Raw genomic sequence first — 24,229 nt, 5'->3', positions numbered from 1 at the left:
TAGTGGGTCACGTCCATCCCACCCGCGACGACGCCGTCGTCACGGCCCTGAGCGAGGTCGTGGGCGGGCCGATGGGCGAGCGCGCGCGGCCGCACCGGTGGTGGACGCCCACCCGGGTGCTGCTCCTGCTCACCGCGATCGTGTTCGCGGCGGGCCTGATACAGAAGGCGCCCTGCTCGCTGGCGCAGGGACGGGACCAGAACTGGGTCTACTCCCACATGTGCTACACCGACCTGCGGCCGCTGTACGTGCCCCGGGGTCTGGTGGAGAACGCCTGGCCGTACTCCGACGACGAGCAGGTCCGGGCCCGCTACGAGGTGATGGAGTACCCCGTCGGCATCGCCTACTGGGCCTGGGGCACGGCCTGGGTCACCCACTGGCTCAACGGCTCACCGGACCTCGACCAGCGCGAGCGCACCCCCGTCGACCTGCTGTACGGCGACGGGGAGGTCGATGACGAGCAGACCATCTTCCTGCTGGTCAACGCCGTCGGGTTCGGGGCGCTGGCGCTGCTCGCCACCTGGCTGCTCGCGGGGGTCCATCGCACCCGGCCCTGGGACGCGGCGGCGTTCGCCCTGTCGCCGACCCTGCTGCTCACCGGCCTGATCAACTGGGACCTGCTCGCCGTCGCCCTCGTGGCGGGCGCGCTGTGGGCGTGGTCGCGCGACCGGCCGGTGCTCACCGGCGTCCTGATCGGGCTGGGGACGGCGGCGAAGCTCTACCCGCTGTTCCTGCTGGGCGGGCTGCTGGTGATCTGCCTGCGGCGCCGGCAGATCGGCCGGTTCGCGATCGCGGCCGTGTGGGCAGCGGCGGCCTGGGCGGCGGCCAACGCGCCGGCGTACCTGACCGGTCCGGAGCAGTGGAAGGTCTTCTGGTCCTTCAACTCCGAGCGCACCGCCGACCTCGGGTCGCTGTGGATGCTGATCGACCAGGCCGGCGACGTCGGGTTCTCGGCGCACACGATCAACCTGTGGTCCTGGATCCTCTTCGGGGCCTGGTGCGTCGCCGTGTTCGCGATCGGGATGACCGCCGGGCGCCGCGGGCCGGTCGCGGTGGTCCCCCGTCTCGCGCAGCTGGGCTACCTGATCGTGGTCGGCTTCCTGCTGGTCAACAAGGTCTACTCGCCGCAGTACGTCCTGTGGCTGCTCCCCCTCGCCGTCCTGGCCCGGCCGCGCTGGCGCGACCAGATCGTGTGGCAGGCCAGCGAGGTCTTCTACTTCTGCACCGTGTGGTGGTACCTCGGCGGCTATCTCGCCCCCGCAGGCGGCGGGGACGCCGGGTTCTACTGGGTCGGCATCGTGGTGCGGGTGCTCGGCGAGCTCTATCTCGCCGCGGTGATCGTGCGCGACCTCTACCGGCCCGACCACGACCCGGTCGCGCTCGAACGGGTCGACCCTCAGCCCTCGACCAGGATCCGGTCGAAGGTCGTGGCGGTGTAGCGGACCCGGACGTCGACCTCCTCGCCCACCTCCGGCACCCGCGCGCCGTGCGGCAGGAAGAGCATCGATGCCTGCATGTGCGGCGGCTCGGCGAAGAGGCGCAGCTTGGCGTCGATGGAGTACGGCGAGCGCACGAATCCCACCGCGTCGAGGCCGCCGCGGGCCAGCGTCGCCGCGCGGGCCTTGATCGACTGCTCGCCGGTGGGCGCCTCCAGCCCGATGCCGTGGGCGGTGCCGCCGCTGACGACGAGTACGTGGCCGGACTTCGGGGCCGTGCGGCCGCGGTAGCCGAACGCCTCGCCCCGCTCGACCGGGTGCACGTCGAGCACGGTCGCCGTCACCCGCAGCGCGCCGCGGTCACCGAGCCACAGGCCGGTGCCGATCCGCGGGCGGACCGCGAAGTCGCCGTACCGGCCGCGCAGGGTGGCCAGCTCGGCGTCGGTCAGGTGGCTGACCCACACCTGCGGCGTACCGCGGGTGGGGATCTCGGCGCCGACGAAGTCGTTGACCAGCCGGGTGACCTCACCCAGGTGGGTGCCCTGGCCGAGCGGCAGGTGCAGGGCGAGGCCCTCGACCCGGGCGCCGGGGTGCTTGCGCAGCAGGTCGCCCGCCTCCCACAGCTCGCGCGCGGCCATGCCGTGGCGGCGCATCGACGTCATCCGCTCGAGCACGATCCGGGCCGACGGATCGCGGTGGAGCAGGTCGCGCAGGTCGGCCAGCCGGCTCACGGTGTGGATCAGGCGCTTCGCGACGGCCGGCTCGGGGTGCGTCACCCAGGGCCGCCACGGGGTGAGCACGAGCAGGTCGCCGTGCCAGCGCTGGACGACCTCCGGCAGCTCGTCGTAGGTGCCGACGGCGAGCGTGCGCACGTCGTGGCCGCGCTCGGCGAGCCACTGTGCCTTGCGGGCCAGTCGGCCGAGGGTGAACCCGTAGCCGTTGCCCTTCGCGACTGGGACCAGCCCGGGGTGCGCGTCGGCGATCGCCTCGAGGTGGGCGCGCCAGCGCGGACCGTCGACGGTGAGAGTGAGGCTCACCCGGTCACCCCCTCCGCTGCAGGTAGAGCTGGAACGCCTTGTACAACGGCCGGTTGATCGGGAGGTCCCACTCGCCGGCGTACTCGACGGCCTCGCCGCCGGTGCCGACCTTGAACTGGATCAGCCCGACGTGGGAGTCGTCGGCGTCGAGGGTCTCGGTGATCCCGCGCAGGTCGTAGACCGCCGCGCCGTGGGCGATCGCGTCGCTGATCATCGCCCACTGGATCGCGTTGGAGCCGCGGACCTCGCGCTTCTCGGTGGACGAGGCGCCGTAGGAGTACCAGGCGTGCTCGCCGACCCGGATCGCGATCGTCGAGGCGACCAGGTCGCCCTGGTGCCGGGCCAGCCAGAGGGTGAACCGCTCGCCGGGCGTCGCGGCGTCGGCCGACAGGGCGTCGTACATCGTCTCGAAGTAGCCCAGCGGGCGCGGCGTGAAGTGGTCGCGCTCGGCGGTGTGGACGTAGAGCTCGTGGAAGGCCCGCAGGTCCTCGCGGGTGCCGCGGGTGATCTCGACGCCCTCCTTGGCGGCCTTCTTGATGTTGCGCCGCCAGAGCTGGTTCATGCCCTTGAGGACCTCGTCCTCGGTGCGCTGGCTGCCGTCGGGGTGGCGCAGCGGGATCTGGAAGACGAACTGCGGCTGCCCGGCCGCGAACCCGCCCTCGACGCCCTGGTGGCGCCAGCCGAGCTCGTGGAGCTGGGCGACCACCCGAGCGCCCGCAGGCGTGCGCTCGGCCGGCGGGATCTCGCCGAGGAGGCGAACCGCCGGGTCGGCGATGCCCTCCTTGACCTGCGCCGTCGTCCAGCGGCGGGTGACCACCGGCGGCCCGATCCGGACCGCGAACGCCCCCTGCTTCCTCAGGTGGGCGACCATCGGAGCCAGCCAGTCGCGCAGGTCGTCGCTGCCCCAGTCGATCACCGGTCCCTCGGGCAGATAGGCGAGGGAGCGGTTGAGCTTCGGGAGTTTCCGGTAGAGCACCAGCGCGACCCCCACCTGGGTCCCGGCGTCGTCGAACCAGCCGAGCGACTCGCTGCGCCACTCGCTCTTCACCCGCGCCCAGCCGGGGGTCTGCAGGAAACTGGCCGAGGGCCGGGAGGAGAGGTACGCGCGGTGCTCGGTCGGGGTGATCGGGCGCACGCTGGGCATGCGGCCAGGCTATCGGGCGCGGTTTCCCCCGAGAGATCCAGTCATCGGGCGGTGGCTCCGAACGGGCGGCCGCGGTCCACCGGCTCCACCAGCGCGGCGTAGGTGTCCGGACGTCGCGTGGTGAGGAACGGGAAGAGCGCCAGCCAGTCGCGCCGCTGGTCGAGATCGAGGTCGGTCACGAGCACCGCCTCCTCGTCGCGGGGGGCCTGGACCAGCACGCGGCCGTACGGGTCGGAGATGAACGAGGAGCCGTAGAACGTGAGATCGCCCTCGGTTCCGGTCCGGTTGGGGACGACCATGAACGTGCCCGCGGAGATCCCGTTGCCGACGATGACCTGCTGCCAGAGGGGCCGGGTGTCGAAGTCGGGGTGCTCCGGCTCGGATCCGATCGCCGTCGGGTAGGCGAGGATCTCGGCTCCGGCGAGCGAATAGGCGCGGGCCAGCTCGGGGAACCACTCGTCCCAGCAGGTCGGCAGACCGATGCGGCAGCCGCCCAGCCGGGGGATCTCGTAGACCGGATGCGGGTCGTCGGCCGGGCCGGGGCGGAAGTAGGTGTCCTCGTAGTAGCCGTCGGTGACCGGGATGTGGAGCTTGCGGGTGCGTCCGACGATCGCTCCGGAGGGGTCGACGAGGATCGCCGTGTTGTAGCCCAGCGCGCCGCCGTCGTCCGCTCGCTCGTAGAGCGAGGCGTGGACGAAGAGGTCGAACCTCCGGGCCGCCTCTCGGGCGAACGTCGCGGTGGGCCCGTCCGTCAGGGCCTCGGCGTGCTCGGCCGCCTCGGGGCCACCGCGAACGAAGGCCGGGTATCGCTGCAGAGTGAGCTCGGGCAGGAACACCACAGCCGCGCCCGCCCCGGCCGCTTGTCCGATGGCGTCGTGCAGCCGCGAGCGCAGCCGGGCGGGGTCGGGGTCCCACCGGTGCTGGACAAGGGCGACCCGCAGCGCCGGCCGTCCGCTCGGTCGCGTGCGGGCCGGCGACGGGGGCAGGTCGTCGACCCGGCTGATCAGTCGCACGGGGGTCACTCCTCCTGGGAACCGGAATCAGACACCACCGCAGCGGTGGTAGTCAGATCATATACTACCGGTACTCCAATGGTGGATCGGTCAGCGGAACCGACGCAGGATGTGCACGTTGACCGACTCCACGTGCTCGCGCATGGCCCGTTCCGCGCGTGCCGGGTCGCGTGCCTCGAGCGCTTCGAGGATGACGCCGTGCTCGTCGAAGGACAGCTTGTAGCGCCGCTGATCGTTGCCGATGAGCTCCTTGATGCCCCGGTTGACCTGGTTGCGGACGGTGGCCAGGATCTGCTCCATCTTGGCGTTGCCGGCGGCCTGCAGGATCGCTCCGTGAAGCAGGGCGTTGAACCGCTTCATCGCGTCGATGTCGGCGACCTGATCCTGCCCGAGGCCGGCCTCGGTCTGCGTGAAGACCGCGCGCAGCTCGCTGAGCTCCACGTCGTCGATCCGGTCCGCCGCCAACATGGCGAGATACCCCTCGATCGCCTCGCGTACCTCGAGCGCCTCCCGCAGTTCCGAGTACGACAGATGGGGGATCAGGTATCCGACATGGGGGATCGGCGACACGAGGCCCTCGGACTCGAGACGGAGCAGAGCCTCGCGCACCGGCGTCTTGGACATGCCGAGCGTGGTGGACAGCTCGGCCTCCGACAGCCGCGAACCGGCGGGCAGGTCGGACACGACCAGCTCCACGAGACGCTCGTAGGCCTGGTCGGCCAACCGCGGCTTGACGACTCGGGCGGCGGGCGTCTTGGCGGTCTGTCTCGGCATGGTGGAACTCCCTGGGTGCAGGCGACGGGGCCGCAGTGTCGCGAGCTGGTGCCGCCTGCGTTCCTCGCCGATCGGGCCGCGCGGCTTCGCGCTGACGATCCAGGATAGCGGCTCGACATCACCGGCCTATCAACGCCCACGCAGGCCGGCCGCGGAGACCGTGTCCGCTCCCCTTCCTCGGCGACGAGGGATCCGGTTGTCCGACATGTAATACACCAGTGACATACCAATCATCTGATGGTTATATTCCACTCACACCCCTGAGAGGAAGCTCACGTGTCCCACTCGTCGCAGTCCGGCCGTTCGCTCGACAACGTCTTCCCGCCGCGGGGAATGGCCCTGGATGACGTGGCCGAGAGGCTCGACGCCCTCTACGCCCAGATCCCGCCGGTCCGCCAGGGCAGGTTCGGCATGTTCTCGCTGCGGGGCAACGAGCAGATCCAGGAGGCGGCTCGTCGCGGCTACGAGCGGTTCTTCAGCATCAACGGCCTCTTCGCCCGCGCGCTGCCGAGCCTGAAGGCGATGCACGACGAGGTGCTCTCGTCCTGGGCCGCAGAGCTCCATACGAGTGCGGAGTGCGGCGTGCTGACCTCCGGGGGCTCGGACAGCATCTTCAACGCAGTCCACTCCATCCGGGAGTGGGCCCACGAACGTCGTGGCATCCCTCGGGGCGAGGTGGAGATCATCGCGCCCTTCTCCGCGCACGCCGCGTTCACGAAGGCCTGCCACTTCCTGGGCGTACGACTCGTCCGGGTGCCGCTGACCGACGAGTTCCGTGTCGACCTCGATGCGATGTCGGCCGCGATCACCGATCGGACCGCAGCCCTGGTCGCCTCGGCGCCTTCGTGGCCGCACGGCGTCTACGACCCGATCGAGGCGGTCGGCCAGCTGGCGAGCGAGCGTGACCTCTGGCTGCACGTCGATGCCTGCGTCGGGGGTTGCCTCACGCCGTTCGCCCGTGAGCTCGGGTACGACGTGCCGTCCTTCGCCTTCGACGTCGCCGGGGTGTCCTCCGTCAGCGTCGACCTGCACAAGTACGGCTACGCGCCCAAGCCCTGCTCCACGCTGTTCTACGCCGACCTGGAGCTGCGACAGTTCCAGGGCTTCGAGACCGAGGACTGGTCGAACGGCCTGTACCGGACCGACGCGTTCGTGGGCTCCCGTCCGGCCGGTGCGATCTCCGGGGCTTGGGCGGTACTGCGCTACCTGGGCCGCGAGGGCTATCTGGACACCGCGCGTCGCACGATGGCAGTGCGCGACCGGGTGATCGCTGGTGTCGAGAGGATCCCGGAGCTGCACGTCGTCGGCAGCGAGATGTCCCTGGTGGCGCTCGGCGCCGCGGACCTGGACATCACCGAGATCGGCAAGGGTCTGGCCGGGCGCGGCTGGTCGGTCTTCGGCGTCGCCCATCCGCCGCTCATCCACCTGACCTGTGATGCCGTGGACGACGAGCTGGTCGACGAGCTGCTTCTCGACCTGGTCGCCGTCATCTCGGACGTGGCGCACGGGGCCGACGTCGCCGACGGCGACATCGGCTACACCTGACCGGCCCCCACGGCCGTCAACGCATCACCGACCGGTGTCGAGCCGACCCCGCTCGGATCCCACGACAAGGCGGAGGTTTTCCGTGAGCAACAACGATGACGTGAGCACTGATGTGGCAGGGGCCGTACTGTCCCGGCGCTCCATGCTCTTTCGCCTGGGGGTCGGCGGCGCTGTCGTCGCCGGCCTGCCCACGCTGCTGGCCGCGTGCGGCGGCTCCGGATCGTCCGGGTCGAGCTCGTCGACCCTCCGCATCGGGTTGACCTCGGAGATGGACTCGCTCAATCCCTTCGTCCAGCAGAGTGCCGCGGCGGTGATCGCGACCCACATGCTCTATCCCACGCTGCTGCGGTTGGAGGGCGATGACTTCACCGTCGAGCCCGACCTGGCCGACGACTACGAGGTGAGTGCCGACGGCACCTCCATCACCTTCCGCCTCAAGACGAAGGCCGCGTGGTCGGACGGCAAGCCGGTCACGGCGCGCGATGCGGCCTTCACCATCAATACCCTGGTCCGGCACAGCGGATCGGCCGCTGCGCTCCTGGCGCAGTATGTCGTCGGCATCACCGCGGCCGACGCTCCCGACGAGCACACCCTGGTGGTCCGCTACAGCGAGCCCATCGCGAACGCACTGGGCCTGCTCACCAGGGTCGTGATCCTCCCCGAGCACATCTGGACCGAGCCCGCGTCGGGCGATGGCGCAGGTCTCAAGACGGTGGCGTACGACGAGCAGACGGTGTGTGGCGGACAGTTCGTGCTCACCAAGTACACCCCCAAGGAGATCGTGCTGCTGAAGGCGCACGCCGACTGGTACGGCGAGAAGCAGTCGATCTCGACCCTCGGATTCGTGACCTACGGCGCGCCCGACGCGATGATCAAGGCCTTGGAGGCCAGTGAGATCGATGCGGTGGCGCTGCTCTCGCCAAGCACCGTCGGCGGGAGTCTGGACCGACTCAAGGACAAGGGGTTGAGCACTCGACAGGCTCCCGGCTTCGTGATGAACAACCTCTACTTCAACGTCAACCCGAAGAAGACCCAGCACCGCGAGCTGCTGGACCCGCAGGTGCGCCGGGCCCTGTCGATGGGCATCGACCGGGCTCGCATCGTCGAGGTCGTCCTGTTCGGCATGGGCGAGGCCGCGGGGTCGCTCGTCTATCCCGCGATGGGCGTGTGGCACGACGACAGCGTCGTCCCCGACGCGTTCGACATCGCCGCGGCCAACGAGATCCTCGACGGACTCGGTCTTGCTCGCGGCTCCGACGGCATCCGGATGGCCGGGGCGGAGAAGATGTCCTACCAGGTGAATCTCGCCAGCGGTCTGGCGGGTGGCGACCGGATCCTGCAGATCATCAGCGACGGCTGGGAGCAGCTCGGCGTCAAGGTGAAGCCCAACACGCTGGATGCCGCCGCGATGATCGACGCGATCAGCGCCCCTGACGGCAAGTACCTCACCAACGACATCGCCGTGTGGGGCTTCCTACCGGCCTCGCCGGATCCCTCGGCGGTGCTGGATCACTTCATCACCGACTCGATCGGCGGCTTCAACAACTGCCACTACTCAGATCCCGAGTTCGACCGGACCTACGTCGAGCAGAACGCGACCCTCGATGTCGACGAGCGTCGGCGCATGGTGCACGACATGCAGAACCGCTTCTTCGAGGCCCGGGCCATGCTCGCGCTGGTCTATGTCAACGCGCTGGCGGCATCAGGACCGAAGCTGACGGGTTACCAGATGTCCGGATTCGGTCCGTTCAACGCAGTCTCGCGTGACCAGGTCACGCAGCTGCGTCTCGCGTAGGGACCGGAGGGTGGCATCACTGCGCGTGATCGGCAGGCGGCTGGCCGGAGCCGGACTCCTGATCTGGCTGGCCGTGACGTTCGACTTCTTCCTGTTCCGTCTCGCGCCCGGCAACCCGGTCGACCAGATGAGTCGGATCCCTCAGGGCAGTCGACAGCTCCAGGACCAGCTGACCCGTGAGTTCGGACTCGACCAGCCGATGGTGGTGCAGTACGTGCGCTACCTCGAGCAGTTGTCCCAGGGGAACCTCGGTGTGTCCTTCGTGAACCGTCAGCCGGTCACCGACAACCTGCTCGACGCCATCGCCAACACCCTGCCGCTGGTCGGGCTCGGGCTACTGATCGCGATCGTGCTGGGGATCGGGCTCGGAATCCTCGCGGGCGCCTACCGGGGCCGGCCGGTGGATCACGGAGCGGTGACGTTCGCGACCTTCATGTACTCGCTGCCGCCGCAGTGGATCGGCATGGTCCTGCTCTTCCTGTTCGCCGGGACGCTGCCCACCGGCGGCATGGTCGACCAGTTCCTGATCGACCCGACCCCGACGCAGTACCTCGCCGACCTCGGTCGCCACCTCCTCCTGCCCGCGCTGACCCTGGGGCTGGTGATGTTCGGCCAGTACACCCTGATCATGCGCTCGTCGATGGTCGAGACGCTGAGCGACGACTACGTCCTCACTGCTCGCGCGAAGGGCTTCCGGCCGCGCTACGTCCTGCGTCGTCATGCGCTGCGCAACGCGCTCCTCCCGACGGTCACGCTGATCGGGCTGTCCATCGGGGCCATGGTGGGCGGGGCGATCCTGATCGAGGTGGTGTTCTCCTGGCCCGGCGTGGGGCGGACCATCTACGACTCGATCGTCGCGCGGGACTACCCGATGATGCAGGGCGCCTTCTTGGTGTTCACCGTCTCCGTCGTGCTGTTCAACCTGCTCGCGGATGCCGCCTACAGCCTGCTGGATCCGCGGGTCCGCCGGGCGGGGGCGGCTCGATGAGCGCGGCGGTGGAGTTGCTGGCCCGGCGTCGGCGGCGGACCCGGCGCGGGCGGCTGTCCCCGGGACTCGTCTTCAGTGTCACCGTCCTGCTGGTCTTCACCGTCGGCGCCGTCGTGGCGCCGGCCCTGTACCCGGACGGATCGGGTGCCCAGGTCGGAGCGCCCTATGCGACCCCGTCCGGAGCACACCTCCTCGGCCTGGACGACGCCGGGGCCGATGTCGGGGCCGAGCTCCTCTGGGGTGCGCGGGTCTCCCTGCTCGTCGGCGTCCTCGCCGGCGTCATGACCGTGATCCTGGGAGGTGTGGCCGGGCTGGTCAGCGGCTACTTCGGTGGTTGGTTCGAGGCGGTACTGATGCGCACCACGGACTTCTTCCTGGTGATTCCCGTGCTCCCGGTGATGATCGTGGTCGCCGCTCTCTACGGCACCCGGCTGGTCAACACCATCGTGATCATCGCGCTGCTCTCCTGGCCGGGTACGGCGCGGGTGATCCGGTCCCAGGCCAAGACGGTGCGCCAGCGGCTCTACGTCCGCCGTGCCCGGGCGATGGGCGCCAGCCACGCACGGACCCTGATCCACCATGTCCTGCCCCAGGTTGCGCCGCTGCTCGGTGCGAGTACGGCGCTCGCGATCGGCCATGCGATCTTCTTCGAGGCCGCGCTGCGGTTCCTCGGCCTCGCTGACCGGGACACCACATCGTGGGGCCAGATGATCGCCGACTCCTTCGAGAGGGGAGCGATCACGGCCGAGGCATGGTGGGTCCTCCTGCCGCCGGGCCTGGCCATCGGCCTGGTGCTGCTCAGCACCACCGTCATCGGGCGGCGCTTCGAGCAGCGGGCCAACCCCCGACTCGCGGTCTCGCACCTCGGCCTGCGCTCCTTCCGCCGCGCTGCCGCAGCCAAGGAGGCATCGTGAGTACCACGACGACCGGCTGCCTGGACGTGCGCGGTCTGGACGTGACCCTGCGGTCGGGTGCGGGACGCGACCTCCACCTGGTCCGCGATGTCACCTTCAGTGTGGGCAGCGGCGAGCGGTTCGGATTGATCGGCGAGTCCGGCTGCGGCAAGACCACGACGCTGATGGCGCTGATGGGCCTGCTCGGTGCCGACGCCACCGTGGGCGGCGAGGTCCGCATCGACGGCACGGAGATCCTCGGCTCGGGCGAGCGGGACGTGCGTCGCCGCCGGTGGAGCGAGATCGCCGTCGTCTTCCAGGGTGCGATGAACTCGCTCAACCCGGTGGTGACGATCGGCCGCCAGATCGGGGAGGCGGCCCGCCGTGGCGCCGGGTCGGGAGCAGGAGTGCGCGAGCGCGTGCACAGCGTTCTCGAGCTCGTCGGTCTGCGCACCGAGGTTGCGCGGCGCTACCCCCATGAGCTGTCCGGCGGCATGCGCCAGCGAGTGGCGATCGCGATGGCCGTCGTGTGCGAGCCGCGGGTGCTGCTCGCGGACGAGCCGACCACGGCACTGGATGTGATCGTGCAGGCGCAGGTCCTCACGGCCCTGGAGAACGCGTGTGCGGAGACCGGAGCCGCGCTGGTGCTGGTCTCCCATGACATGGGCGTCATCGGCGAGGTGTGCGACCGGGCAGCGGTGATGTACGGCGGCCAGATCGTCGAGACCGGACGGATCGGGACCTTGCTGCACGAGCCTGCTCATCCGTATACGCGGCTGCTGATCGACGCCAGTCCACGGCTGTCGGACCCCGGACGCGAGCTGGCCTCGATCCCAGGTGCACCGCCGCGACCCGGTGTGGACCAGGCGGGCTGCAGCTTCGCCCCACGTTGCCCCGATCGCTTCGGGCCGTGTGGTTCGCGTGGCCCTGCCCTGCTGCCCGTGGCGACTGCCCTGCAGCAGGCCCGATGCCATCTTCACCACCCCCCGACCGAGGAGATTCCGTGAGCGAGGATGCGCCGGCGTTGGCGATCGATCGACTCGATGTCCGCTACGGCGCACGCACGGCGGTGGACGACGTCTCCATCACCGTGCGCGGCGGCGAGCTGGTCGCTGTGGTCGGCGAGTCCGGATGCGGAAAGACATCCACCGCGATGGCGGCCGTCGGGCTGGTCAGACCGGCGGCCGGCTCGATCCGGGTGAACGGCATCGACCTGGTCGCCAGCCGGGGACGTCAGCGCCGGGAGCTGCTCCGGTCGATCCAGCTGATCTGTCAGGACCCCTACGAGGCGCTCGATCCCCGCTTCACCGTCGAGGACGTGGTGAACGAGCCGTTGCTGGTGCACCGGGTGACGAGGAGCGCGCCGGAGCGACGGAGCTTGGTCGTGGCCGCGTTGGAGCGAGCCGGGATCCCTTCCGCGCACAGCTATCTGGGGCGCTATCCCCACCAGTTGTCGGGCGGTCAGCTGCAGCGGGTCGCGATCGCCTCGGCGATCGTGCTCGAGCCGGAGGTCCTGATCGCGGACGAGCCCGTCTCCATGCTCGACGTCTCGATGCGGGCCGGCGTGCTGCGCCTGTTCGCGGACCTGCGGGATGCGGGGATCGCCATCGTGATGATCACCCACGACCTCATCACGGCTGCGCAGTATGCGGACCGGGTCGTGGTGATGTACGCCGGGCGCGTGGTCGAGGAAGGGCGTCCGGACGTCGTCCTCTCCTCGCCACTGCATCCCTACACGCAGGCGCTGCTGGCCGCCGTACCGGATCCGGAGCGCTCGCGGGACACGGCTCGCCCCGCGCTGCCCGGGGAGCCGCCGGACCTGGCTGCCCTGCCGTCCGGGTGCCGCTTCCGCCCGCGGTGCGCGGCGGCCATCGACGCCTGCGCCACGATCGACCCGGAGCTGGCCCCCTCCGGCGGGCGGCCGGCGCGTGGCCTCCATCGGGTGGCCTGCATCCGCGCCGACGCGGCTCGGAGCGAGACCGCGGCGAGCCGCGGCGGCGGTGCGGTGCCCGCTGAGGCGGACGGGACCCGGCGCCGGCTCCCGGTGCGCTCGACGGAAGGACCGGCGTCGTGAGCCGGGACCGGCCGGCCCTGCGGGCCGCTCGCCACACGCCCGGCGCCGGGTCGATGCCGCGCTATGAGCACTACATCGCGGGATGCTGGACGCCGCCGGAGCAGGGTGAGTACCTGGCGAGCACCGATCCGAGCACAGCCGAGCCGTGGTACGAGTTCGCGCGGGGCCGCGAGGGTGACGCGCAACGTGCGGTGCGGGCCGCCCATGACGCCTTCCACGCGCCGGCGTGGCGTGAGCTGTCCCAGGCGCGACGCGGCGCGTTGCTGCGCCGCCTCGCGACGCTCGTCGCCGAGCATGCCGAGTACCTGGCCGGCATCGAGACCTGTGACAACGGCAAGCTGCTCGCGGAGATGCGGGGACAGCTGACGGGCCTTCCCGAGCACCTCCACTACTACGCCGGTCTGGCGACCCAGGTGAGCGGGGAGACGATCCCTGGTCCGCACCCGGCGGTGCTCAACTACACGCTGCGCGAGCCGCTCGGTGTCGTGGTGGCCATCACGCCGTGGAACTCGCCCCTGCTCCTGACCGTGAGCAAGGTCGGCCCGGCGCTGGCGGCCGGCAACACGGTGGTGGTGAAGCCGTCGGAGCACACGTCCGCCTCGGTGCTGGAGCTCGCGCTGCTGGTCGAGGAGGCTGGATTCCCTCCGGGCGTGTTCAACGTCGTCACCGGGTTGGGGGCGGAGGCGGGCCGGGCGGTGGCGGAGGACGCCCGGGTGGCCAAGGTCAGCTTCACGGGCGGCACGAGCACGGGTGCCGGACTGGCCCGGAGCTGTGCGGGCCGGTTCGTGCGCACCACGCTCGAGCTCGGTGGCAAGTCGCCGCACCTCGTCTTCCCCGACGCCGACCTCGACCAGGCGGCCACCGGGATCGTGGCGGGAGTCTTCGCGGCCGCCGGCCAGAGCTGCGTGGCAGGCAGTCGAGTGCTGGTCGCCCGCGCTCTGCATGACGAGCTCGCCCATCGGGTCGCGGAGCAGGCACGGGCGATCAGGGTCGGCGATCCGCTGGAGGCGACCACACAGGTGGGCCCGCTCGCGACGGAGCAGCAACGCGCGCGCGTCGAGGAGTACGTCGCGCTCGGCATCGCGGAGGGCGCGCGCGTCCTGACCGGTGGGGGGAGGGCGTCGGTACCCGGCCTCCCGGGCTACTTCGTGGAGCCGACGATCTTCGTCGGAGGCGACAACGCCATGCGGCTGTGCCAGGAGGAGATCTTCGGCCCGGTCGTCGCCTTCCTGCCCTTCGACTCCGAGGAGACGGCGGTCGCGCTGGCGAACAGCTCCCGGTACGGCCTGGCGGCCGGCGTCTGGACCGCGGAGCTGTCCCGGGCCCACCGGGTCGCCGCGCGCCTCGATGCCGGGACGGTCTGGATCAACAGCTATCGGTCGACCTCGCCGATGTCGCCCCGCTCGGGCTTCAAGGACAGCGGGATGGGCATCGAGCACAGCCGCCACGTGATGGCGGAGTACACCCGCCTGAAGAGCGTCTGGGTCGAGACGCGCGCGGGGCACGTCGATGATCCGTTCATCCTCCGGACATGACCTCGATCTCGAACTGGTATATGAGTAATATCCTAATTCAAGCCATTGGAACACCTGTGGTACTTCACCGTGAGGAGCAGTTGACGTGTCAATGAGCCAGAGTCCGGACGTCGTGGTGGTCGGTGCGGGGGCGGTGGGCACCTCGTGCGCCTATCACCTCGCGGCAGCCGGCCTGAAGGTGATGGTGGTCGAGCAGGATCGGGTGGCCGCGGGCTCATCGACCTGCGCGACGGGTGCGATGTACTCGATCTCGGCCGACTTCGACGACGCGGAGTACCTGCGTTGGGGGGTGCGCGGCCACCACTCGACCAAGGCGATCGTGCCGGTGCTGGAGGATCTCTCCGGCGTCCGGACCGGCTACCAGTGCCGCCCGGCGATGCGCCTGGCCATCGACGACGAGGAGGAGCGCCAGGTGCGGGCCGACCTCGAGTGGCAGTCCGAGGTGATGAGCGTGCGCTGGCTCGATCCCGACGACGTACGGGCGATCGAGCCGTCGATCACCCGCGATGTGCGCGGCGCAGCGTTCGAGCCCGAGGCCCTCCAGGTGCCGGCCGACCGACTGTCCCACGCGTTCATGCGCTCCGCCGAGCGATTCGGCGCCGCCTTGTTCCCGACGACGATCACCGGTCTGGCCCGACGTGGCGACCGGGTCGTGGGCGTGACCCACAAGCAGGGCACGATCGCCTGCGACAACGTGGTGCTCGCGATGGGCGCCTCCGCCGCGCTGGCCTCGGAGTGGACCGGCTACACGGTCCCGGTGCGTCCCCTGCGCGGGGAGCGCCTGATGCTGCGCTGGCCCTCGCAGCCGTTGCAGGCGATCTTGTCGACTCCCCGCCGGGGACACCTGATCAGCCGGGTCGACGGGTTCCTCAGCATCGGCAGCACCGGTGGCCGCGATTTCGACGATCGCGAGAACTGGATCGTCGACCAGAACGAGGCGGTGGCCGACCCGCATCCGCCGCCGAGCCCGGAGGCGCGCGAGGAGCTGTTGCGCCAGGCCACCGAGGTGCTGCCGACGGTCAAGTTCGCAACCGTCGGCCAGCACATCACCGGCATCCGTCCGCTCTCGCGTGACACCCGGCCCCTGGTCGGAGCGGTGCCCGGCCTGCGCGGCGCCTACCTCGCGACCGGTCACACCCATCGCGGGATCCACCTCGCGGCGGCCACCGGCGAGCTGGTGCGTGACCTGCTCGTGCACGGCGGGTCCCTGCAGCCGAGCTGCGACCCGGCCCTCTTCGACCCGGCCCGTTTCCTGTGAGATCCCCGGACACCATGCTCAGGGCGGCCGTCGAGGGCTATGTCGGCGGTGGGCGGAGCTTCGTGGCGGGTCAGACCGTGCGGGTGCACTGCAGCGCGGAGCGGCCGCACTTCGACGTCCAGATCGCCCGTCGCGGCGCCAACCGCCGGGTCGTGTGGGCGCGCAGTGGCATCGAGGGCCATCGCCGTGAGGTGCCCGACGACGTCGGGGAGCGTGGCTGCGGCTGGCCGGTCTCCTTCGAGATCGAGGTCGCGCCCGACTGGACCCCGGGCTACTACGAGGTCCGGTTCAACTGGGCCGACAAGTCGCTCGACGAGCTCGATCAGCCGGCGTACTTCGTGGTCCGCAGTGCCGACCCCCCGGCCACGCGTCCCCGCACGCTGCTTCTGCTGACCGACACGACCTACAACGCCTACAACGACTGGAACCACAGTCGCAGCCTCTACACCGGCGGGGTGCGGGTCTCCTGGGAGCGACCCTTGGCGCCCGGGTTCCTGGCGCGCCCGCCCGACATCCAGCTGCGCGCCGCGACGGCGATGGGCCGCTACGACCCCGACTTCGACGAGCAGAGCGGGATGGTCGACGCCTATCGCGTGTCCGGGTGGTGCTACGGCTCGGGGTTCCACCAGTGGGAGCGGCCCTTCATCTCGTGGGCCGAGCGGGAGGGCTTCGCGTTCGACTACGCGGTGAGCTCCGATCTCGAGCTGCGCCCCGAGATCCTCCAGGGCCGACAGCTGGTGCTCAGCGTCGGGCACGACGAGTACTGGTCGGCCGGCATGCGGGACACGATGGAGGACTACATCGCGCGCGGAGGGAACGCGGCCTTCCTGACGGGCAATGCGGTCTTCTGGCAGGTCCGCCTCGAGGACGACGGACGCGCGATGACCTGCTACAAGTACGCCGCGCCGACCGCCGACCCCGAGCGGGGCACGCCGCTGCAGACCGGGATGTGGTCGGACCAGGTCGTCGGCCGGCCGGAGAACCGCCTGACCGGCGTCAGCTTCACCCGAGGCGGCTACGTCCGCGCCGGTCAGGCGACCCCGCGCGGCTCCGGCGGCTACCACGTGTGGCGACCCGACCATTGGATCTTCGACGGGACCGACCTGAGGTACGGCGATCTGCTCGGCGCCAAGCACGGGGTGGTGGGCTACGAGGCGGACGGGTGCGAGCTCACCTACGGGCCCGACGGACTGCCCCGACCCACGCATGCCGACGGCACGCCGACGTCGTTCGAGGTGCTGGCCACCTCGCCGGCACGGCTCTGGGCGAAGCGCGACCTGCCGCCGACCACGGAAGGTGTCAACGGGGGAATGTCCGACCTGGCCTACACCCGTTGGCGCGTGCTCGGCGTCGACCGCGAACGGGCCGAAGAGGCCGACGACCCGGCGGCCGTCCGGTTGGGACACGGCCAGGCGGTGATGGGGATCTACACCGAGGGAGGCACCGTGTTCACCACCGGCTGCACAGACTGGGTCCACGGGTTGGAGGGCGGCGATCCGCTGGTCGCGCGTATCACCCGCAACGTCCTCTCGCGGCTCGGTGGCAGCCATGGCTAGGACGCCGAGGTCGCGCCAACTGGGCCTGCTCACCTCCTCGGTCGACCCGGTGCTGATCGACTCCGTCGCGCAGGCCGGCCTGGACTTCCTGTGGCTGGACGCGGAGAACACGGGACTCACGCCGGTCCAGGTCGGCGAGGTGGTCGGTCGACTCTCGGGCAGCGCGACGCGAACGGCGGTCCGTGTCCAGAACCAGGAGCCGGACATGCTGTTGACCTACGCCAACATGGGCGTGGACGAGATCGTCGTCCCCCGGGTGCGGACGTTGCGGGAGATCCAGCAGGCGTGCGCCTGGCTCAGCTATCCGCCCGCTGGGCGGAGGCCGCGCCAGGTGACACCCGGAACCGCCTGGGGCACCTCGTACGAGCGCGAGCCCGCGGTCAGCATCATCGTCGAGACCATGGACGTGGTGCGGTCCCTCGAGCAGATCGCCGCGGCGCAGTGCGTGACGACCTTCTGGCTCGGCCCCAAGGACCTGCGCGACGACTATGAACAGGAGGGCGGCGGGCCCGGCGGATTCGACGAGGTGCTGCACGAGGTGATCACCACGTTGGCCGGGCTCGGAGTCGAGTTCGGCTGGGGCGTTCCCGATCCCTCCGACGTCGCCTCCGTCTGGCGGTCGGGAGCCACGTGCTGTGCCCTGTACTGGGACGTCCATCTCGCCCGTCATCTGAGCAGGTCGGCCAGGACCGTGCTGACCGCTGATCCGCTGCCGTCCCCCGTCCCCCTGCCGGACGGCGGCCTGGCGGGTGGGGCGTAGGCATGGGCGCCTCCACCCGCCGGCATGTCGCCCTGGCCGACCGCTACGAGCGGCGATCGGGCGAGCTCCATCTGTCGGGCCTGCAGGCACTGGTCCGGATCCCTCTCGACCAGCACCGCATCGACACCGCCGCAGGTCGCGCGACGCGGACCCTGGTCGCCGGCTACGAGGGCTCGCCTCTGGCCGGCTACGACCTCGAGATGGCCCGACGCTCCACCCTGATGGAGGCGGCGGGCGTCGTCCTGCGGCCCTCGGTCAACGAGGAGCTCGCGGCCGACGCGGTCCTGGGCTCCCAGCTGGCCTCGGCCTCGCCCGACCGGACCGCGGACGGCGTCGTGGGGATCTGGTACGGGAAGGCGCCCGGTCTGGATCGGGCCACCGACGCGCTGCGCCACGGGAATCTCGCGGGTGCCGATCCCGACGGTGGTGTGCTGGTCCTCGTCGGTGACGACTCGATCGCGAAGTCGTCGACCGTGCCCAGCGCCTCCGAGGTCGCCATGGCGGAGATCGGGATGCCCGTGCTGGTTCCCGCCGACCCGCAGGACATCTTGGACCTGGGTCTGCACGGGATCGCGATGTCGCGGTTCTGCGGCCTGTGGACCGGTCTGAAGCTCGCTACCAATGTCGTCGACGGGGCCGCCACGGTCCGGCTGGGCGAGGCTCCGTTCCAGCCGGTGGTCCCGAGCCGGGAGATCGACGGCACGGAGTTCGTCCACGAGGTGTCCGCGCATTTCCTGCAGCCGCAGCTGGGCCGGCTGGAACGGTCACTGATGAACGAACGGGTCGAGCTCGCCCGCCGCTACGCGGCGGCCAACGGACTCGACGTGATCTCCGGCGATCCCGACGCGCGGGTGGGCATCGTCGCCGCCGGGGCGACCTACCTGGACGTGTGCCAGGCCCTGACCCTCCTCGGCCTGGACCCCTCGAACCTCGCAGGTACCGGAATCCGTCTGCTCAAGCTGCGCATGATCTCCCCGCTGGAGCCGGGGATCGTGGAGCGGTTCCGCCACGGGCTCGACGAGATCGTGGTCGTCGAGGAGAAGCGCTCCTGCATCGAGGCGGCCCTCAAGGACCTCCTGTACGGCCGTGTAGATGCTCCGCGGATCTGTGGCCGCCGAACCCCTGACGGCAGGGAGCTGTTCCGCACCCATGCTGATCTGCCACCCGCACTGATCGCGGGGGCTCTGGCACCACGGCTGCCCGGCGACCGCCGGCTGCCGGCGGATGGCAGCCCCGCGGGCGGCCGTCCGCTGCTGCCGGTGGCCAGCCGCACGCCGTACTTCTGCTCGGGATGTCCGCACAACCGCTCGACCCAGGTGCCCCCGGGCACGCTGGTGGGGATGGGGATCGGCTGCTCGGCCCTGGCCGCGCTGATGCCCGAGGAGCGGGTCGGCACCGCCATCGGCTTCACCCAGATGGGTGGCGAGGGCGCGAGCTGGATCGGGATGGCTCCCTTCGTGCGACAGGAGCACCTGATCCAGAACGTCGGCGACGGCACCTTCCACCACTCCGCCAGTCTGGCGATCCGTGCCGCGATCGCCTCCGGCGTGCGGATGACCTACAAGATCCTCTACAACGACGCGGTGGCCATGACCGGCGGCCAGGAGGCCGTCGGCGTGATGTCGGTCCCGGACCTGGTGCGCTCGCTGGCCGCCGAGGGCGTCGCCAGGACGGTCGTCACCACCGACGATCCCGCGAAGTACCGGCGCAGCCGCCTGCCGCGCGACGTCGAGGTCGTGCACCGGGACAGGTTGGTCGCTGTGCAGGAGGAGCTGGCCGGCGTCGACGGCGTCACCGTGATCGTGAACGACCAGGAGTGCGCGACCGAGCTCCGCCGCAAGCGGAAGCGCGGCCGCGTCCCCGAAGCGACGACGCGGGTCATGATCAACGAGCGGGTGTGCGAGGGCTGCGGCGACTGCGGGGTCAAGTCGAACTGCCTGTCGGTCCAGCCGGTCGAGACGGAGTTCGGCCGCAAGACCCGGATCCATCAGGCCTCGTGCAACACCGACCTCTCCTGCCTCGACGGGGACTGCCCGTCCTTCATCGGCGTCAGACCGGGCTCCGCCGGCGGACGTCCGGCACCGGCTCCGGGCTCCTCCGGCGACCTCGCGGCGGAGTCCCTCCCGGACCCGCAGGTGCGCGTCGGGGTGAGCCGGTTCAACCTGCGTATCACCGGGATGGGCGGCACGGGCGTCGTCACCATCGCCCAGGTCATCGCCACCGCCGCGTCCATCGAAGGCCTGTACGTGCGCGGCCTCGACCAGATGGGCATGGCGCAGAAGGGCGGTGCCGTCGTCTCCGACGTCCGTCTCGGGCTGACGCCCTTCCAGGGTGCCAACAAGGTGGATCCCGGGCAGTGCGACCTCTATCTGGGCTGCGACCTGCTGGTCGCGGCTGACGACACCCACCTCGAGGCGGCCGCCGTGGACCGTTCCATCGCGGTGCTCTCGACGTCGCGGGTGCCGACGGGGCGCATGGTGAGCGATCCGAGCTCGGCCTTCCCCGAGATCGGCGCCACGGTGGAGCGCGTGCTGAGCCGGACCCGCCGCGAGCACGCCGTTGTGGTCGATGCCCGGGAGGCGGCGCTCGCGCTGCTCGGAGACGACCAGTATGCGAACGTCTTCCTCGTCGGAGCGGCGGTGCAGGCCGGCGCGCTGCCGATCAGCCCGGCCACCATGGAGCAGGCCCTCACCCTGAACGACGTCGCGGTCGCGCGCAACCTGCAGGCGTTCCGATGGGGGCGGCGCTATGTCGCCGATCCGGACGGCGTTCGCGCGGCGATGACCGCCAGGGCGAGGACCCCGGAGCGGGAGCCGCTGATGCCACCCGACGATCCGGGTGACGACGACCTGGAGCGCCTGCTCGACGCGCGGGCGCGGGACCTGACGGCCTACCAGGGCAAGGCGTACGCCGCCCGCTACCGCCACGACGTCGAGAGGGTCGCGCGAGCGGAGCGGGACGCCTTCGGCACCACCGGGCGGCTCGCCTACTCCTACGCCCGTCAGCTGTACAAGCTGATGGCCTACAAGGACGAGTACGAGGTCGCCCGGCTCTCCCTCGACCCCGAGCTCGCCCAGCAGGTCCGGGAGACGTTCGGTGCGGACGCACGCTTCACCTACCGCCTGCATCCGCCGATCCTGCGGGCCCTCGGCGTACGGCGCAAGATCGCGGTGGGGCCGTGGTTCCGCGTCGTCTTCCGGGTGCTGTACGCGTTCCGGGGCCTGCGGGGGACCCGCTTCGATCCGTTCGGACGCGGCGAGGTGCGACGGGTCGAACGGGAGCTTCCCGAGCTCTATCGTGACCTGGTGGAGCGGGCCGTGGTCCAGTTGCGAGGCCCGACGGCGGACGTCGTCCAGGAGCTCGTGGACCTGCCCGACGGCATCCGTGGCTACGAGCAGATCAAGCTGGACAGCGTCGCCGGCTTCCGGTCCTCCGCGGCGGCGCTCGAACGACAGCTCGACCTGATGGCTGGCCGCTGACGACCGGCCCGGCTCAGACCCGCTCGCGCAGCCAGGCGAAGTCGGCGACGTGCTCGTCGGCTCCACCCGGCGTCTCGCACACGACGGGGGCGCCGGCGTCGCGGACGACCTGAGCGAGCAGGTCGGGGTCGATCTGGCCGGCGCCGAAGTTGGCGTGCCGGTCGGCGCCGGAGTCGAACGCGTCGCGACTGTCGTTGGCGTGGACCAGGTCGATGCGGCCGGTGATCGCGCGGACGTCGTCGACGATGGTCTCCAGCGCGTTGCCGCCCGCGTGGGCGTGGCAGGTGTCGAGGCAGAAGCCGACCAGGTCGGCGCCCTCGGCGGAGGCGATGGCGTCCCAGGTGCCCTTGATCCGGTCGAGGTAGCGGGTCATCGCGTTGGTGCCGCCCGCGGTGTTCTCGATGAGCAGCGGGATCTTGAGGTCCGTGGCCTCGATGGCCTTGCGCCAGTTGTCGAAGCCCTTCGCGGGATCGTCGTCGTCGGTCACGTGGCCGCCGTGGACGATCAGCCCCTTGGCGCCGAGCTCGGCGGCGGCGTCCATGTGCTGCTGCAGCAGCTTGCGGCTGGGGATCCGCTGACGGTTGTTGGTCGTGGCGACGTTGATGAGGTACGGCGCGTGCACGTAGAGGTCGACGCCGGCCGCCTCGGCAGCGGCGCGGAGGGCGGCCGGGCCGCCGTCGTACGACAGGACGGGGCCCTTGTAGGACTGCGGGTTGCCGAGGAAGAACTGCACCAGCGGGGCGTTGCGGGCGGCCGCCTCGGCGATCGGGTCGGTCTGGTCGACATGGGCTCCGATGCGCAACTCGCTCATGATCGCCACCGTATCGACCGGCGGCGACACTCGTGGATCGGAGCCCCGGGGCATTACCTTCCTCGCGTGAGCACTCTCCACGTCTCCGCGGGCGGCCGGACCTGGTCGTTCGAGGAGCCCCGCGTCGTCACCATCGGGCGCGACGCCGGCTCCGACATCCTCCTCACCGCGCCCTCGGCGTCCCGTCGGCACGCCGAGCTGCGCTCGGACGGCTCCGGCTGGGTGCTCGTCGACGTCGGCTCCAGCGGCGGCACCTTCCTCCAGGGCAACCGGGTGAGCGAGGTCCGGCTGGGCGGCCCGACGGTCGTCCGGTGCGGCGGCGCCAACGGCGAGGAGCTGACGCTGACCCCGGCAGCAGCCCCCCGCCCGGTCGCGCCCGCGCCGGTCCTGCCCCCGCCCGCCCTCGAGCAGACGATGCTGCCCGGCGCCGTCGGGCCTGTCGCGCCCGGCCCGGGTGGCGCACCCGGGTTCGGCAACGGGCCCGGCCTCCTGGTCCGCGCCGGCGGCACGTCGCGCCGGTTCCCGCCCGGCGTCGTCGTCCGGATCGGCCGCGACCCGGGCAACGAGGTCGTGATCGACGACCCGTCCGTCTCCCGGCTGCACGGCGTGGTCGAGGGCCGCCCCGACGGCTGGTGGTACGTCGACCGGTCGAGTGCCGGCACCTTCCTCGAGGAGGACCGGGTCACCCAGCGCCGGCTCGAGGACCCGACCACGCTCATGCTCGGCCACCCCACCGCGGGCGCCGAGGTCGAGGTGGTCCCGATCGTGGCCGCCGGGGCGGCGCAGAAGTCCATCGCCAAGAAGAAGCGCCGGCGTACCGCCGCGGTGGTCGGCGGCATCGTCGCGGCCCTGGTCCTGGTCGGCGGCGGCGTCACCGCAGCGGTCCTCCTGGGCGACGACGACTCCGGCGGCGGGGGCGGCCCGACCGAGACCGCCGGCCTGAGCACCGAGGAGCTCGACCGGGCCAAGCTGGCGAGCGTGCTGATCATCGCCGTCGACGACAGCGGCGAGCCGATCTACACCGGCTCCGGCACGATCATCAGCGAGGACGGCCTGATCCTCACCAACGCCCACGTCGGCAAGCCCAGCGCACCCGGCCAGCTGCCGCCCAGCGACGACCCCGCGGGCCTGCTGGTCGCGCTCACCTCCGCCGAGGACGACAAGCCCGCCGCGCCGTCGTACACCGCGGAGGCGATCGTCGCCGACGGCGTCCTGGACCTCGCGGTCCTGCGGATCACCGCCGACGCGGACGGCAAGGCGATCGACCAGGAGGACCTCGACCTGCCCCCGCCCGTCCCGCTCGGCGACAGCGACGACCTGCGCACCGGCGACGAGCTCACCGCGCTCGGCTTCCCGGCCGTGGCGCACGTCGCGTCCGGCGACGGCCTCGACCGGGCGCTCACCGTCACCCGCGGCGTCGTGTCCACCTTCCTCACCGAGACCGCCGTCCCCGGCAACCGGGCCTGGATCGACAGCGACATCCGGATCGGCTCCGGCAACTCCGGCGGCGCCTCGATCAACGACGACGGCGAGCTCGTCGGCGTCAACAGCGCCGTCGTCACGGAGGCCACCATCGGCGACAGCGGCGAGGGGGGCGCCTTCACCGGCGGCTCGGCCAGGATCCGACCGGTCAACCTGAGCGACGACATCGTCGAGATCGCCCAGGACGGCGGCGACCCGGACTATGTGTCGCCGTACCTCGACGACCTGCCGGAGCCACCCGCCGACCCGATGGGCCAGGCCACGGCCTCCCCCGCCGGCTGGAGCGCCGACGGCAACAGCGACTGCTCGACGACCAGCACCATGGACGACCCGCAGGTGCTCACCGGCGTGGTGCTCCCGACCACGCTGTACGCGCACTTCGCCGTCAGCGGGCTGCCCGACGGCACCCCGTTCACGATCGAGCTGTACAACCCCGACGGTGAGCTGCTCGGCTCGCTCGACGGTGCGTGGGACCTCGGCTCCGACGACGTCTGCGCGGCGGTGTCGCTCGACGTACCCGAGGGGCTGGGGGGTGCGATCGCCGTGCTGGTCATCGACGACTCGTCGATCCGCAACCCGGTGCTGTTCGGGTAGGAGCCCCGCCCGGGGTGAGTGCTCCCCATCGACCCGGCGCGTTCAAACGCGCCGG

General features: G+C 71.1%; 18 protein-coding genes. 13 read left to right on the top strand and 5 right to left on the bottom strand.

What is annotated here, in order from left to right:
- The first annotated feature begins 2 nt into the window (after window positions 1-2).
- Window positions 3-1,439, top strand: a complete 1,437-nt coding sequence (locus tag QJ852_26995; GenBank protein WGX96782.1) for a glycosyltransferase 87 family protein — start codon at window positions 3-5, stop codon at window positions 1,437-1,439.
- On the opposite strand, the gene QJ852_26990 is transcribed toward QJ852_26995, so the two are convergent.
- The 4 genes from QJ852_26990 to QJ852_26975 form a co-directional block, all read right to left on the bottom strand.
- Window positions 1,397-2,473, bottom strand: a complete 1,077-nt coding sequence (locus QJ852_26990; protein ID WGX96781.1) for an alanine racemase — start codon at window positions 2,471-2,473, stop codon at window positions 1,397-1,399. The two genes, QJ852_26995 and QJ852_26990, sit on opposite strands and share 43 nt — an antisense overlap.
- A 4-nt stretch (window positions 2,474-2,477) precedes the next feature.
- Window positions 2,478-3,617, bottom strand: coding sequence for a peptidoglycan bridge formation glycyltransferase FemA/FemB family protein (locus QJ852_26985; protein ID WGX96780.1), 1,140 nt, complete (start codon window positions 3,615-3,617; stop codon window positions 2,478-2,480).
- 41 nt (window positions 3,618-3,658) lie between these two features.
- Window positions 3,659-4,630 (bottom strand): nitrilase-related carbon-nitrogen hydrolase, encoded by a 972-nt coding sequence (locus QJ852_26980; GenBank protein ID WGX96779.1) that lies wholly within the window; start codon window positions 4,628-4,630, stop codon window positions 3,659-3,661.
- A gap of 90 nt (window positions 4,631-4,720) precedes the next feature.
- On the bottom strand, window positions 4,721-5,404 hold the full coding sequence (locus tag QJ852_26975; GenBank protein ID WGX96778.1) for a GntR family transcriptional regulator: 684 nt from the start codon (window positions 5,402-5,404) through the stop codon (window positions 4,721-4,723).
- A gap of 276 nt (window positions 5,405-5,680) precedes the next feature.
- Between QJ852_26975 and QJ852_26970 the strand changes: the two genes are divergently transcribed.
- From QJ852_26970 to QJ852_26920, 11 genes are all read left to right on the top strand, one after another.
- The gene (locus tag QJ852_26970) at window positions 5,681-6,949 is read left to right on the top strand and encodes an aminotransferase class V-fold PLP-dependent enzyme (protein WGX96777.1); all 1,269 of its coding nucleotides are present in this window, start codon (window positions 5,681-5,683) and stop codon (window positions 6,947-6,949) included.
- A gap of 142 nt (window positions 6,950-7,091) precedes the next feature.
- Window positions 7,092-8,744 carry an ABC transporter substrate-binding protein gene (locus tag QJ852_26965; GenBank protein WGX96776.1) on the top strand — a complete coding sequence of 551 codons (1,653 nt, stop codon included), beginning with the start codon at window positions 7,092-7,094 and terminating at the stop codon, window positions 8,742-8,744.
- 10 nt (window positions 8,745-8,754) lie between these two features.
- Window positions 8,755-9,732, top strand: a complete 978-nt coding sequence (locus QJ852_26960) for an ABC transporter permease (protein WGX96775.1) — start codon at window positions 8,755-8,757, stop codon at window positions 9,730-9,732.
- Complete coding sequence (locus QJ852_26955; protein WGX96774.1) at window positions 9,729-10,646, top strand: ABC transporter permease; 918 nt, start codon at window positions 9,729-9,731, stop codon at window positions 10,644-10,646. Before QJ852_26960 ends, QJ852_26955 begins: the two co-directional genes overlap by 4 nt.
- Window positions 10,643-11,632, top strand: a complete 990-nt coding sequence (locus QJ852_26950; GenBank protein ID WGX96773.1) for an ABC transporter ATP-binding protein — start codon at window positions 10,643-10,645, stop codon at window positions 11,630-11,632. The genes QJ852_26955 and QJ852_26950 overlap by 4 nt, the downstream gene beginning before the upstream one ends.
- Window positions 11,629-12,699: an ABC transporter ATP-binding protein gene (locus QJ852_26945; protein WGX96772.1), complete on the top strand. Its 1,071-nt coding sequence runs from the start codon at window positions 11,629-11,631 to the stop codon at window positions 12,697-12,699. The genes QJ852_26950 and QJ852_26945 overlap by 4 nt, the downstream gene beginning before the upstream one ends.
- Window positions 12,696-14,234 carry an aldehyde dehydrogenase gene (locus QJ852_26940; GenBank protein ID WGX96771.1) on the top strand — a complete coding sequence of 513 codons (1,539 nt, stop codon included), beginning with the start codon at window positions 12,696-12,698 and terminating at the stop codon, window positions 14,232-14,234. Before QJ852_26945 ends, QJ852_26940 begins: the two co-directional genes overlap by 4 nt.
- A gap of 91 nt (window positions 14,235-14,325) precedes the next feature.
- Window positions 14,326-15,492, top strand: coding sequence for an FAD-dependent oxidoreductase (locus QJ852_26935; protein WGX96770.1), 1,167 nt, complete (start codon window positions 14,326-14,328; stop codon window positions 15,490-15,492).
- Between the two features lie 14 nt (window positions 15,493-15,506).
- Entirely contained in the window at window positions 15,507-17,048 is a 1,542-nt protein-coding gene (locus QJ852_26930) for a hypothetical protein (GenBank protein WGX96769.1), read from the top strand.
- Window positions 17,041-17,808: an aldolase/citrate lyase family protein gene (locus QJ852_26925; GenBank protein ID WGX96768.1), complete on the top strand. Its 768-nt coding sequence runs from the start codon at window positions 17,041-17,043 to the stop codon at window positions 17,806-17,808. The genes QJ852_26930 and QJ852_26925 overlap by 8 nt, the downstream gene beginning before the upstream one ends.
- 2 nt (window positions 17,809-17,810) lie before the next feature.
- Window positions 17,811-21,287 (top strand): indolepyruvate ferredoxin oxidoreductase family protein, encoded by a 3,477-nt coding sequence (locus QJ852_26920; GenBank protein ID WGX96767.1) that lies wholly within the window; start codon window positions 17,811-17,813, stop codon window positions 21,285-21,287.
- 13 nt (window positions 21,288-21,300) lie between these two features.
- Here QJ852_26920 and QJ852_26915 read toward each other — a convergent pair whose 3' ends face one another.
- Window positions 21,301-22,098: a deoxyribonuclease IV gene (locus tag QJ852_26915; protein ID WGX96766.1), complete on the bottom strand. Its 798-nt coding sequence runs from the start codon at window positions 22,096-22,098 to the stop codon at window positions 21,301-21,303.
- Window positions 22,099-22,164: 66 nt separating this feature from the next.
- On the opposite strand from QJ852_26915, the gene QJ852_26910 reads away from it, so the two are divergent.
- Window positions 22,165-24,174 (top strand): FHA domain-containing protein, encoded by a 2,010-nt coding sequence (locus QJ852_26910; protein WGX96765.1) that lies wholly within the window; start codon window positions 22,165-22,167, stop codon window positions 24,172-24,174.
- Window positions 24,175-24,229 lie beyond the last annotated feature (55 nt).

Source organism: Nocardioides sp. L-11A, from assembly GCA_029961745.1.
Lineage (GTDB): Bacteria > Actinomycetota > Actinomycetes > Propionibacteriales > Nocardioidaceae > Nocardioides.
Note: the sequence above shows the minus strand (reverse complement) of the source record. Positions and strands in the feature narration are given on the sequence as shown.